The sequence below is a fragment of the Citrobacter freundii complex sp. CFNIH9 genome (assembly GCF_002903305.1).
In the GTDB taxonomy this organism is placed as follows: domain Bacteria; phylum Pseudomonadota; class Gammaproteobacteria; order Enterobacterales; family Enterobacteriaceae; genus Citrobacter; species Citrobacter portucalensis.
Map to the genome: position 1 here is coordinate 1,046,173 of NZ_CP026238.1, position 13,223 is coordinate 1,059,395.

The window sequence follows — 13,223 nt, forward strand, 5'->3', positions numbered from 1 at the left end:
ACGGTTCGTGCAGTGTTGTAGGCCGGATAAGACATATCAGCGTCGTCATCCGGCTTTCTGGGCCGCCTCGAGAATCGCCTCGTTCAGAGCATGTAGTCCCTGGCTACGCGAGGCGCTGAGCTGAGCGCGTAAACCCAGTTCGTCAAATAACGCCATCGGAGAACGCGCCAGTAACTCGGCTGCCGTTTTACCTTCGACCGCGGTGAGTAATACCGCCAACAGTCCACGTACTATTCGACCTTCGCTGTCGCCGAAGAAATGCAGAGTGCCATTCTCATGAAGAGTATGCCCCAGCCAGACGCGGTTTTCGCAGCCCGCAATTTCTTTGGCCTGCGCCTTTAGCGCATCCGGGAGCGCCGGCAACTGCTTACCCAGCAGAATCAGCTGGCGATATTTATCTTCCCACTGAGTAAGCGGGATAAAGGTATTGCGTAACGTCTCTTCGGTTACGGTTGTGCCAAACGGGTGTCCGGCGAACTGAGGGCTTGTCATTAATCCACCAATATTTCCAGCGCGCGGTCGACGGCTGCGACCAACGCATCCACATCGCTTTGGGTATTATAAGGGGCAAATGAGGCGCGTAGTGTTCCGGATACGCCAAGTTCCGCCAGCAGCGGTTGTGCGCAGTGTTGCCCCGCGCGCAGCGCAATGCCATATTCGGCCAATAGAGTGACCATATCGCTGTGATGAACACCCGCGAAATCAAAGGCTAACAGACTGGAGTCCTGGCAGCGGAAGGAACGAAAGCCAGGGCGTTTCGCGAGGGCATCTTCTGCCAGCGTCGCCAGACCCCGGCTCCAGTTTTCGGCCTGCGCAACGTCGACGTCCGCCAGCCATTCGAGCGCCGCGCTTAGCCCGATAACGCCTGCAACGTTAGGCGTACCGGCTTCCAGCTTCCATGGTGCGGGCTGAGTGGTGAAACCGTCAAAACTGACTTCGCTAATCATCTTACCGCCCCCAAGCCAGGGAGACATGGCTTCCAGCAGTTCCGGCTTACCGTACAGCACGCCAATACCGGTGGGGCCATATAGCTTGTGGCCTGAAAACGCATAGAAATCAATATCCAACTGCTGTACATCGGCAGGGTAATGCACAATCCCCTGGGCACCATCAACCATCACCACCATGCCAGCCGCATGGGCGAGCGTAATGGCGCGGACCAGATCCGGGCAGCCACCGGTGACGTTCGACATTTGCCCGAGCGCCAGAATGCGGCTGTGCGGGGTAATGAGCTGCGTGAGGCGCTCAACGTCTGGCAATAAATGGGGGGTGAGTGGGAGTTTGACGACCTTAGCCCCCGTTTGCTCCGCGACCATCAGCCAGGGAACGAGGTTGGCGTGATGTTCCGCTGCGCTAACGATAATCTCATCACCCGGTTGAAGGCGTGGACGCGCATAGCTTTGGGCAACCATGTTGATCGCTTCCGTTGTGCCGCGGGTCCAGACGATGGTTTTGTCATCCGACGCATTAATCAGGTGTGCGACTTTTTCCCGCGCGGCTTCATAGCGTGCGGTCAGGCGCTGGGCTTCAGCAAACTGGCTGCGATGGACGTTCCCGGCACTCAGGCTATAAAACTGATGGGTAGCTTCAATGACCGCCTGTGGCTTCAGCGCCGTAGCAGCACTGTCGAGATAGACGCCAGCATCGTTGAGTGCGGGAAATTGTGCGCGAAACTGCGCGGGGTTAAAAGCGTTCATGGTATTCCTCAGTTCAGTAAACCGATCGTGGCGCAAAAAGGGCATTGATACAAGGGTTGTGCTAACCATCGGAATACTCTGGATATCCTGGCAAAGCCCGTTCAGTGTCTTATGCTAAATAGCGTTAGGCGAACAATTTTGCCTGTTACGGAGTATGTTTTTAATAGCATAAATCGCTTTAAGGAGAAGAAGATGAAAAAGACTGCCGCCATTATTTCTGCCTGTATGCTGACTTTTGCCCTGAGCGCCTGTTCTGGTTCGAATTACGTGATGCACACCAATGATGGTCGATCAATCGTAGCTGATGGTAAACCACAGACCGATAATGAGACGGGGATGATTTCGTATAAAGACGCTAACGGCAACAAACAGCAGATTAACCGCACTGACGTGAAAGAGATGGTAGAACTGGAGCAATAATAGCCGGTCGGCCATCGACGAAACGTGGACAAAAAAAAGCACCGCAATTTGGCGGTGCTACATTAATCACTATGGACAGACAGGGTAAATGTACAGGAAGTGAAAAAGGGTAGCTTTGCTACCATGGTCTGAATCGCAGACCAATTGCAAACACAACAACACAACATCACAACCGTAAGCCAAAAGCCCACCAGAACACGCATTCCGATAAAACTTTTCGTTCCGGCTTCAGGAAGTGCCGCCACTATAGGTATTTGCTGGTAGAACCTCAACGGACAATTTATAATGGCTCAGATAAAAAAAACTAATAGGTTACAGCCTGTTAGCTAATTGTTAAATTCATTTAACATCAAAGCCTAAAAGTCATGTCAAAACGATTACCACCCTTAAATGCGTTACGTGTTTTTGATGCTGCAGCGCGTCATTTAAGCTTTACTCGCGCAGCAGAAGAGCTTTTTGTGACGCAGGCCGCAGTAAGTCACCAAATCAAGTCACTTGAGGATTTTTTGGGGCTAAAACTGTTTCGTCGACGCAATCGATCTTTGCTGTTAACGGAAGAAGGTCAAAGCTACTTTCTCGACATTAAAGAGATTTTTTCGCAATTAACCGACGCGACGCGTAAACTTCAGGCACGCAGTGCAAAAGGTGCGCTTACCGTTAGTTTATTGCCCAGTTTTGCGATCCAATGGCTGGTGCCCAGACTCTCTAGCTTTAACTCAGCTTATCCGGGAATCGATGTCAGGATCCAGGCGGTGGACCGTCAGGAAGACAAACTGGCTGATGATGTTGATGTGGCGATTTTCTACGGACGCGGTAACTGGCCGGGTCTGCGCGTTGAAAAATTGTACGCAGAATATTTATTGCCGGTCTGCTCTCCGCTGTTGCTTACCGGTGATAAACCGCTAAAGACACCGGACGACCTGGCAAAACACACGTTATTGCATGATGCGTCGCGACGAGACTGGCAAGCCTATACGCGCCAGCTTGGCCTGAATCATATCAACGTGCAGCAGGGACCTATCTTCAGCCATAGCGCCATGGTGCTACAGGCTGCAATCCATGGACAGGGGATCGCGCTGGCTAACAACGTCATGGCGCAGTCCGAAATTGAAGCCGGACGTCTGGTCTGTCCGTTTAACGATGTTCTGGTCAGCAAAAACGCATTTTATCTGGTTTGTCATGACAGTCAGGCAGAACTGGGTAAAATAGCCGCCTTCCGTCAGTGGATTCTGGCGAAAGCGGCCACGGAACAAGAAAAATTCCGCTTTCGTTATGAACAATAATTTACGTAGGGTATTCAAATGACCAGCCGTTTTATGCTGATTTTTGCCGCCGTAAGTGGCTTTATCTTTGTGGCGTTGGGCGCCTTTGGGGCACATGTTCTGAGCAAAACCCTCGGTGTTGTTGAAATGGGGTGGATTCAGACCGGCCTTGAGTATCAGGCGTTTCATACGCTGGCTATCTTTGGCCTGGCCGTCGCCATGCAACGGCGCATTAGTATTTGGTTTTACTGGAGTAGCGTGTTTCTGGCATTAGGTACAGTGCTGTTTAGCGGCAGCCTGTATTGTCTCGCGCTCTCTCATTTACGCCTGTGGGCGTTTGTTACCCCTGTCGGCGGCTTCAGCTTCCTCGTAGGCTGGGCGCTGATGTTAGTGGGCGCTATTCGATTGAAACGTAAGGGCGTTAGCCATGAATAAGGTTGTATTGTTGTGTCGCCCAGGTTTTGAAAAAGAGTGCGCCGCAGAAATTACGGATAAAGCAGGACGCCGGGAAATCTTCGGTTTTGCCCGCGTGAAAGACAATGCGGGTTACGTCATCTTCGAATGCTATCAGCAGGACGATGCTGAAAAGTTAGTGAAAGAGCTGCCGTTTAGTTCGCTGATTTTTGCTCGTCAAATGTTTGTGGTGGGCGAGCTGCTGCAATACTTACCGCCGGAAGATCGTATTACACCGATCGTTGGCATGTTGCAGGGCGTGGTGGAAAAGGGTGGCGATCTGCGAGTAGAAGTTGCCGACACCAATGAAAGCAAAGAGCTGGTTAAATTTTGCCGTAAATTTACCGTACCGTTGCGTGCAGCGCTGCGCGAAGCGGGCGTACTGGCAAAGTATGAAACGCCAAAGCGTCCGGTGGTTCACGTCTTCTTTATCGCCCCTGGCTGTTGTTATACCGGCTATTCCTGGCCTGACAATAACTCACCGTTTTACATGGGGATTCCGCGTCTGAAGTTTCCAGCCGATGCGCCGAGCCGTTCAACGCTCAAGCTGGAAGAAGCGCTGCACGTGTTTATCCCTGCCGATGAATGGGATGAGCGTCTGGCGAACGGAATGTATGCGGTGGATTTAGGCGCCTGCCCTGGCGGATGGACCTATCAACTGGTTAAACGCAATATGTGGGTTTACTCCGTGGATAACGGTCCGATGGCGCAAAGCCTGATGGATACCGGGCAGGTCACCTGGCTACGTGAAGACGGATTTAAGTACCGTCCGAATCGCAACAACATTTCGTGGATGGTCTGTGACATGGTGGAGAAGCCGGCGAAGGTTGCCGCGCTGATGGCGCAATGGCTGGTCAACGGCTGGTGTCGTGAGACGATCTTCAACCTCAAGCTGCCGATGAAAAAACGCTACGAAGAGGTATCACAGAACCTGGCTTACATTCAGGCCCAGCTTGATGAACATGGTGTAAATGCCCAGATTCAGGCGCGTCAGCTGTATCATGACCGTGAAGAAGTAACCGTTCACGTACGTCGTCTGTGGGCTGCCGTCGGCGGTCGTCGCGACGAGCGATAAGGCTACAACCCAGGCCGGATGGCGGCGTAATCGCCCTATTCGGCCTGGATTGCTTCAATCAGCTGTGTATCTGAAACAATATGCGTCACATCATCCAGATGCCCAATTCTGGCCTCTCCCGAACGATTAAATTTACTTTTATCGATCAGTAATAAAGACTGCGATGCACGCTTAAGCAGAATGGATTTGAAGTCTGCGTTGGTTGCATTTGAGTCCCAGAGCGCGCCGTCGCTGTCGATCCCTTCACAGGAAAAAATAAACAGGTCAATCTCGAGTGGTTTTAGCTGCGAGATAAGCGAGGGATTAACGTAGCAACCGTATTTGCGCTCAAGGCGACCGCCGGAGCTGATAAGCTGAATGTGTTCACGTTTAGCCAATTCCTGGCAGATGGGCTGGCTGTTGGTAAAAACGTGAATGTTGATGTCCGGTAACTGTCGCGCAAGATACCAGCAGGTAGAGCTGGCGTCTAAGGCAATCACCATACCTTCTTCGATCCATGCCAACGCTTCACGGGCGATATCCGCTTTGTGTGCATAGTGGCTTTTGAGTCGAATATGAAATGGGTCACCGCTGTCCTGATTTTCCCGGTGAATAACTTTGGCCCGACCGTGGTTGCGTAACACTTTTCCCTGGGTCTGTAACTCGCTGAGATCGCGGCGGATGGTCTCTTTGCTGACGTTAAGCTGCAAAGCCAGGGCTTCGGTTGTCAGGCTTTTGTGGTTAGTAAGCAGATCTACGATTGCCTGCTGGCGCGCCGCTTTCATGTTCTGATCCTCATCTTATGATGAATGCCCGTACCTGACGGGCATTCTGACCAGAGATTACGGCGTTACCCCTTTTTTTAAAAGAATATTCCCGTACTTTGCCCGCTCTCCTGTGATAACGATCGCAAACGCCTTTTGTGCTCGTTCGTAAAAGGCATAGCGGTCAATACGCGTGATGTCCGGGCAGGGGGTCTGCAATGAAAGCGCCTGACGATAGCGAGTCTCAACGTCAGGATCGAGAGTGTCACCTTCAACCGCAGCCATCATCACCAGCGGTGGGGCGTAGCTGTCCAGTTCAAATAGCGGAATAAGCGCCTGCAGCAGATCGCTGACCAGCAGACCGTCAGCGCGGATGACCTGTGGCCCCATGCTGTTGGCCGGGAAGTGGGCATCGGAAAAGATAATCTCATCGCCGTGTCCCATTTCGGCCAGCACTTTCAGTAAGTCGGGGGAAATTAAGGGAGATATCGTTTTAAGCATGTTACTCGACTCCTGTGAGTTCGGATTCGGTTTGCGGATAGAAGTAACGGTACTGATAGCGCACCTGTTCGCGTGCCTGCTCCGGAGAGGTAAATTCCCCGATGCCTGACCAGGCAAACATTGCGGCGCCTGCCACGGTGGTTTCGGCATCATCCAGCACTTTGACAGGGATCCCGAGAACGTTCGCTTTGATTTGGTTCCACAAGATGTTGCGGCTGCCCCCGCCAACTAATAGCAGTTCAGTGGCCTGGAAATGGCCGATTTTTTCCAGCGTTTGCAGATTCCGCTGCAGCTGTTCTGTCAGTCCTTCCAGCGCGGCGCGATAAAAGTGTCCACGGGTAGTATTGAGGGTAACCCCTTGCCAGCCCGCATTCTGACAGGCCAGCAGGTCGCAGTGCATCTTCACCCCTTCGGCACCAGCGGGAATATCCCGAGCTTCATCAATCAACGTTTGCCAGGGCGTGTCCGCGGTCCATAACAGCTTACGAACCCATTCAAGCACACCGGAGGCCAGCCACTGCATACCGGGATTGTTAAGCCCAGTCTGACTATCCAGCTCACAGGTGGAGCCCGCATAATGACTGAGCAGGGAGGTGTTTACCTGCGCACTGCGTACCATCAGAATTTCCCATGTGCCGGAAGAGAGTACCGGTTCATCCTGTTGGGCTCCTGCGCCAAATAGCGCAAACTGTGTGTCGTGTCCGGCAGAGATGACTGGAATACCCTCTGGAAGTCCGAGCTGGCTGGCGGCCTCGCGTTGCAGTACCCCAATTTGTTCGCCTGCTTCAACCAGGCGCGGAAACAGGCGACGCGGTATGCCTGTTGCCTGCAAAATGTCCTGGCTGAAATCACGTTGCTGGATATCCAGCATCTGGCTGGTTCCCGCCATGGTGATGTCAGTTGTGAACTCGCCGGTTAAACGTTGGTTGATAAGCGACGAGATAAACAGCCAGGCGTGCGCCTGTTCCAGTAATTGCGGGTGGTTCTCTTTCAGCCACACCAGTTTGTACAGCGTATTGAAGCTAAACGCCCCAACGCCGGAGATTTCCTGCAGTTGCTGCGGTGACATGTAGCGATGGATATTCTCCATTACCGCTGCGGTACGTGGGCATTTCCAGCTGATCACCGGGTACAGTTGTTTGCCGTTCTTATCCACCAGCGCGCCATCCACGCCGAAGGTGGTGACGGCGATCCCGCGAATTTGGCAGGCGGCCAATTGTGAGGAAAGCCGCTGACAGCAGTCGGCAAAGCGCTGCAGAATGGCCTCCAGCGACCATTGGTGCCAGGCACTGTTTTCTGCGGCGATGTCACTGGCGTTCGGGGTCGCTGCGCGGGCGACAATCTTTCCCTGTCGGTCAACGGCAATGGCCCGTACGTTGGTCGCGCCACAGTCGAGAACCAGAATAACCTCTTGTTTCATAATTGCTCCTGGGAGATTACCTATTGCCGGATGGCGGCTTCGCCTTATCCGGCCTACAAAACCGTGTGCTTCGTAGGCCGCGCCGCCATCAGGCAATCGCTCGATGTTTAACGCTTATACAGCGGACCGTAGTTCTGACAAGCGCGGTAATCCTGACCTTCCGTATCCATACCGTGGGCGGCCCAGGAGGAAGGACGATAAATTTTCTCGTCTTCCACGTTGTGCATGCACACCGGGATACGCAGCATGGCAGCCAGAGTGATAAAGTCCGCACCTACGTGACCAATCGTCAGCACCCCGTGGTTAGCGCCCCAGTTAGCCATGACGGAATAGACGTCGCTGAACGGGCCCTTGCCGGTTAAGCGCGGAGCAAACCAGGTGGTTGGCCATGTGGAGTTGGTACGCGCATCAAGCTGGTCGTGCATATCTTTCGGCAACTCCACGCTCCAGCCTTCCGCGATTTGTAGCACCGGCCCCAACCCTTTGATGATGTTGATACGGCTCATGGTGAACGGCACACCGCCTTCAGTCAGGAAGCGAGATGAGTAACCGCCCCCGCGGAAGTATTCGTGAATAGCCGGGCACCATTCGGTTGCCGCCAGGCATTCATCCGCCTCTTTCTGCGAGATTTCCCAGTGTGGTTTCATGGTCGGTTTACCTTCGCTGTCGCGCTGTTTGCAGGAACCGTCCAGTGCCGCAGAACCGGAGTTAATCAAGTGAATAATGCCGTGCTCAGCAAGACCGGTCAGCGGTTTACCCGTGACGCGTTCAACCGCCTCTGGCGACCAGTAGGTACGCACATCGGCAAAGACCTGGGCCGTGCCGGTGAGTTGATGGCCGAACAGCATCGCCACGCCGTTCAGGCTGTCGTTTTCGGTTGCGACAACGAACGGTTCACGAACGCCATTCCAGTCAAAGGAGCTGTTGAGCAACGCTTCGGCGGTATCGCCATTTGGGTATTGATCGGTCCAGTGACGCTGGCCCTGGAAGCCTGCGGCGATCGCGTTATAGCCCAGGGATTCTTCGACCAGACCTTTGTCTGCCAGCTTTTTGTTACCCTGCATCATGTCGCGAATGCACATAGCCATCAGCAGGCTTTCTTTTAGCACTGCGCGGCTTTGTTCTGCGTTACGCTTATATTGCTGCGCGTTCTGATCTTCGCCGTAGCGGAAGTTTTTGTCCGCCCACGCCAGCGCCATTTCCAGCTCGGTTTCATCATAGATTTTCTGGTCAATGCGACGACGCAGTTCGGTCATATCAACCGCCTGCACCTTCATACCCAGCCAGGATTCAAAGAAGTTATGGTCGACGATAGAACCGGCGATGCCCATTGATACACCACCGACAGACAGGTAGCTTTTCCCTTTCATACTGGCGACCGCTAAGCCGGCACGGGCAAAGCGCAGCAGTTTTTCTTCAACATCGGCAGGGATAGATGTGTCGTCTGCATCCTGTACGTCATGACCATAGATGGAGAAGGCAGGAAGGCCTTTTTGGCTGTGAGCTGCCAGTGCGGCGGCCAGGTAAACCGCCCCCGGACGTTCCGTGCCGTTGAAGCCCCAGATCGCTTTAGGGCGCATCGGATCCATGTCGATGGTTTCACTGCCGTAGCACCAACATGGGGTAACGGTAATCGTCACGCCAACATTCTGGCTGCTGAATTTTTCTTCACAGGCTGCGGATTCCGCCATGCCGGCGATACAGGTATCGGCAATCACACATTCAATTTGTGCGCCGCAGGCATGACGAAGTTTTTCAGTGATAAGCGCTGCGGTAGCTTTAGCCATATTCATGGTTTGCTCTTCGAGCGACTCACGTACACCCATACGACGTCCGTCAATAACCGGGCGAATACCAATTTTTGGTAAGCTGATTTTTTTCATCACAGATTCCTCACGTTATTCGGATAAATATTCAGTTGGCTGCCGTTTGTGAACGGAAGCGGGCAAAAATAAAGATGATGGCGAAGCAAAGCGCCGGGACCAGTTCAGCGGTCGGGATATTGCCAGCGGCATCGCTGACAAAGCCCATCACCGGGGTCACAATGCCGCCGCCAATGATGGTCATGACGATAAAAGACGAGCCGTATTTGGTGTCTTGTCCCAGATTTTTGATCCCCAGAGAAAAAATGGTTGGGTACTGAATCGACATAAATGCGCTGCACAACGTCAGGGCCAGCAGGCCGATCTGGCCACCGGTGAAGGCGGAAATCAGGCACAGAATCATGGCAAGCAGGGCATATGCGGCCAGCACTTTATGCGGCGCAAAGCGACTGATAAGCCAGGTGCCGGAGAAACGACCGATAAAGAAGCACACCATGGTGCCGGTCAGGTAGTTGGCGGCGAAACCTGGCGTCATGCCTGGGATCTCTTCGATTGCGTAGCGAATCAGGTAGCTCCAGCAGGCAGTTTGTGCACCGACGTAGCAGAACTGCGCCAGTACCGCCCAACGCCAGTGGCGAATGCGCACCAGGCGGGAAAGGGACGCGGAGAATGAACTCTGAGCGTTGTCACTGTGATCGTCACTTTGCAGGGTCGGAAACTTGGTAAACATGATCAGCAGGGCGACCAGCAAAACGACCGCGACGATGATCATATAAGGGGTTTGAACCGATAACACCAGGCTGTGCTTGTAGGCGCTTAGCTGTTCTGGCGCCATCTTATCGAGTACGTCTTGAGATTGATGTGGCACATTAGACAAAATAAGACTTTGCCCAAAAACAACCGCAATAATGGCACCAAATGAGTTAAAAGTTTGCGCGAGATTTAATCGGAAGTGACCGCCGCTTTCCGGGCCCAGTACGGTTACAAAGGGGTTGGCAGCCGTTTCCAGACAACCTAAGCCCGCCGCAATAATAAATAGACCGATCAGGAATAAGGTGTAATTCATTACCTCAGCCGCTGGCCAGAATAATGCTGCACCGATGGCATATAAAAATAATCCGGTAATAATGCCTGCTTTATAACTAAGTTTTTTCATCAGGATCCCGGCTGGGATTGGAATGACGAAATAACCAAAATAAAAAGCAGATTGAATCAGACCAGCCTGAAAGTTTGTTAATGTAAAAGCTTGCTGAAATTGTGGTAATAAAATGTCATTAAGATTATTGGCAACCGCCCAAAGAAAAAACAGTGAACAGAGTAACGCGAAGGGAATGACATAATTTTTTGTCTGCCCCCGCTCTACCGCATGAAAACTTTGTGTTTGTATTGATGTGTTTCCCATAGCATCCTCATCAGTTCATAAGCATGTTCAACAGCTTAAGAGTACGATTGGTGATTTTTACCAACCTGCTAATCCAGGTGAGTTCCGGTAACCTGCCAGATAAAATTGGCCTTCATGAATGAACTCATGAATTCATTTTCAAATAAAAACCGGCCATTAATATGATGGTGGTCACATTTATGCTCAGGGTGTGGGTTTATGTGATTATCATCACTTTAATTTCTTTAAAACAATGACCGTTTGAGAAAAATAAATTAAAAAGCCACAGGGATAATGCCCGAATTAATTAGTTAAGTGGAAAACGGGCAATGGTAACAATTTATTCGCAAATGACCGTTTTACAATGGTTTTATTAAGAACGGACATTTTGGAATTGTAATATTATGCCTGCATGTTTTTATTCAGCGTTATTAGTTGATGAACATCACAAAATCCAGTGCTAAAAATTCCCTTCTCTTTATTCAGCATGATGATAGTTAGCAAATACCCGCTTAAATCAACAGAGCGTCGAGGTATTAGCAATGTTCTGTTGTCGCATTTTGACTCACTGAGAGAGGTAAGTAATGGAACGAAATACGCTGGCACGGCAGATTATCAATACCTGCCTGGAAATGACCCGTCTGGGGTTGAATCAGGGGACTGCGGGTAATGTAAGTGTGCGTTACCAGGACGGGATGTTAATTACCCCGACGGGTATTCCGTATGACAAACTCACCGAATCCCACATAGTGTACATCAACGCTGAGGGGCAGCACGAGGAAGGGAAATTACCTTCCAGCGAGTGGCGGTTCCATATGGCCGCTTATCAGACGCGTCCCGATGCTCAGGCGGTGGTCCATAATCATGCCGTGCATTGTACTGCTGTTTCTATTCTCAATCGGCCAATCCCGGCAATCCATTACATGATTGCGGCGGCTGGCGGTAACTCAATTCCCTGTGCGCCATATGCGACATTTGGTACGCGTGAGCTTTCCGAGCACGTTGCGGTAGCGCTGAAAAACCGAAAAGCAACGCTGTTGCAGCATCATGGGCTGATCGCCTGCGAGGAAAATCTGGAAAAAGCCCTGTGGTTAGCGCATGAAGTGGAAGTGCTGGCGCAGCTTTATCTCAGCACGCTGGCGATTACCGATCCGGTTCCGGTACTGGACGATGAGGCTATCGCTATTGTGCTGGAAAAATTCAAAACATATGGATTGCGTATTGAGGAATAGGAGATAAAACGATGGCGAACAGAATGATTCTGAACGAAACGGCATGGTTTGGCCGGGGAGCTGTTGGCGCATTAACCGATGAAGTTATTCGTCGTGGTTATCGCAAAGCGTTGATTGTGACTGATAAAAATCTGGTGCAGTGCGGCGTTGTTGAGAAGGTGACTTCCCGAATGGATGCTTCAGGTCTGGCATGGGAAATCTATTCAGGCGTTATTCCTAATCCAACCATTGCGGTAGTGCAGGAAGGATTGAGTGTCTTTCAGCAAAGCGGCGCAGACTATCTGGTCGCCATTGGCGGTGGCTCCCCGCAGGACACCTGTAAAGCGATTGGCATTATTAACAATAACCCGGAGTTTGCGGATGTACGCAGCCTTGAAGGGTTATCGCCGACACGCTTCCCGAGCGTGCCAGTTATGGCTATCCCAACCACTGCGGGAACGGCGGCGGAAGTGACCATTAACTACGTGATCACTGACGAAGAGAATCGGCGTAAGTTTGTTTGTGTCGATCCACATGACATCCCGCAGGTGGCGTTCATTGATGCTGACATGATGGACGGCATGCCTGCTGCATTAAAAGCGGCTACTGGCGTAGATGCACTGACTCATGCCATTGAAGGCTACATCACGCGGGCTGCGTGGGCGCTTACCGATGCGCTGCACATTAAAGCCATCGAAATTATTGCCGGGTCATTACGCGGTTCCGTTGCGGGCGACAGCCAGGCGGGGGAAGCGATGGCTCTGGGCCAGTACGTTGCCGGGATGGGTTTCTCCAACGTAGGTCTGGGATTAGTGCATGGCATGGCACACCCGTTAGGCGCGTTCTACAACACGCCGCACGGCGTCGCGAATGCCATTTTGCTGCCGCACGTGATGCACTATAACGCCGAATTCACCGGGGAAAAATTCCGCGATATCGCCCGGGTAATGGGGGTTAAGGTTGAAGGACTGACGCTGGCAGAGGCACGCAAAGCGGCGGTGGATGCCGTCTTCGCCCTTAATCGCGATGTAGGTATCCCACTGCATCTACGCGATGTTGGCGTCCGTAAAGAGGATATTCCTGCGCTGGCGCAAGCCGCATTTGACGATGTTTGTACCGGGGGAAACCCGCGTGAAGCGAACCTTGGGGATATCGTTGAGCTGTACCATACCGCCTGGTAATCACCTGGCACTTATCCGGCCTACAGGGTTGTACAATAAGTAGGCCGGATAAGCGC

Annotated in this window: 13 protein-coding genes; 6 read left to right on the forward strand and 7 right to left on the reverse strand. The window is 52.2% G+C overall.

Features of this window, described 5'->3' with window-relative positions; genetic code table 11:
• Window positions 1–45: 45 nt before the first annotated feature.
• Both csdE and csdA read right to left on the reverse strand, forming a co-directional pair.
• A complete protein-coding gene (gene csdE / locus C2U43_RS05325; RefSeq protein ID WP_048236692.1) occupies window positions 46–492 on the reverse strand; it encodes a cysteine desulfurase sulfur acceptor subunit CsdE in 447 nt (148 codons plus the stop codon).
• Entirely contained in the window at window positions 492–1,697 is a 1,206-nt protein-coding gene (csdA, locus tag C2U43_RS05330) for a cysteine desulfurase CsdA (RefSeq protein ID WP_103284771.1), read from the reverse strand. Before csdA ends, csdE begins: the two co-directional genes overlap by 1 nt.
• Before the next feature lie 192 nt (window positions 1,698–1,889).
• On the opposite strand from csdA, the gene C2U43_RS05335 reads away from it, so the two are divergent.
• The 4 genes from C2U43_RS05335 to rlmM all read left to right on the forward strand — a co-directional run bounded on the left by C2U43_RS05335 (window position 1,890) and on the right by rlmM (window position 4,907).
• Window positions 1,890–2,117 carry a YgdI/YgdR family lipoprotein gene (locus C2U43_RS05335; RefSeq protein WP_003825635.1) on the forward strand — a complete coding sequence of 76 codons (228 nt, stop codon included), beginning with the start codon at window positions 1,890–1,892 and terminating at the stop codon, window positions 2,115–2,117.
• Between the two features lie 365 nt (window positions 2,118–2,482).
• Window positions 2,483–3,400 carry a glycine cleavage system transcriptional regulator GcvA gene (gcvA, locus tag C2U43_RS05340; RefSeq protein ID WP_003034035.1) on the forward strand — a complete coding sequence of 306 codons (918 nt, stop codon included), beginning with the start codon at window positions 2,483–2,485 and terminating at the stop codon, window positions 3,398–3,400.
• Between the two features lie 18 nt (window positions 3,401–3,418).
• Window positions 3,419–3,814, forward strand: coding sequence for a DUF423 domain-containing protein (locus C2U43_RS05345; protein ID WP_003034037.1), 396 nt, complete (start codon window positions 3,419–3,421; stop codon window positions 3,812–3,814).
• Entirely contained in the window at window positions 3,807–4,907 is a 1,101-nt protein-coding gene (rlmM, locus tag C2U43_RS05350; protein WP_003034040.1) for a 23S rRNA (cytidine(2498)-2'-O)-methyltransferase RlmM, read from the forward strand. The genes C2U43_RS05345 and rlmM overlap by 8 nt, the downstream gene beginning before the upstream one ends.
• A 35-nt stretch (window positions 4,908–4,942) precedes the next feature.
• Here rlmM and fucR read toward each other — a convergent pair whose 3' ends face one another.
• The 5 genes from fucR to fucP form a co-directional block, all read right to left on the reverse strand.
• Window positions 4,943–5,671, reverse strand: a complete 729-nt coding sequence (gene fucR / locus C2U43_RS05355) for an L-fucose operon activator (protein ID WP_003825642.1) — start codon at window positions 5,669–5,671, stop codon at window positions 4,943–4,945.
• Between the two features lie 57 nt (window positions 5,672–5,728).
• Entirely contained in the window at window positions 5,729–6,151 is a 423-nt protein-coding gene (fucU, locus tag C2U43_RS05360) for an L-fucose mutarotase (protein ID WP_048236690.1), read from the reverse strand.
• A 1-nt stretch (window position 6,152) separates the two neighbouring features.
• Entirely contained in the window at window positions 6,153–7,571 is a 1,419-nt protein-coding gene (gene fucK / locus C2U43_RS05365; protein ID WP_103284772.1) for an L-fuculokinase, read from the reverse strand.
• Window positions 7,572–7,678: 107 nt separating this feature from the next.
• Window positions 7,679–9,454, reverse strand: coding sequence for an L-fucose isomerase (fucI, locus tag C2U43_RS05370; RefSeq protein WP_003825648.1), 1,776 nt, complete (start codon window positions 9,452–9,454; stop codon window positions 7,679–7,681).
• 31 nt (window positions 9,455–9,485) lie between these two features.
• Entirely contained in the window at window positions 9,486–10,796 is a 1,311-nt protein-coding gene (fucP, locus tag C2U43_RS05375) for an L-fucose:H+ symporter permease (RefSeq protein ID WP_008785696.1), read from the reverse strand.
• Window positions 10,797–11,359: 563 nt separating this feature from the next.
• Here fucP and fucA point away from each other — a divergent pair.
• Entirely contained in the window at window positions 11,360–12,007 is a 648-nt protein-coding gene (gene fucA / locus C2U43_RS05385; protein ID WP_003825656.1) for an L-fuculose-phosphate aldolase, read from the forward strand.
• A gap of 11 nt (window positions 12,008–12,018) precedes the next feature.
• Window positions 12,019–13,167, forward strand: a complete 1,149-nt coding sequence (gene fucO / locus C2U43_RS05390; protein ID WP_103284773.1) for a lactaldehyde reductase — start codon at window positions 12,019–12,021, stop codon at window positions 13,165–13,167.
• The last annotated feature ends 56 nt before the right edge of the window (window positions 13,168–13,223 follow it).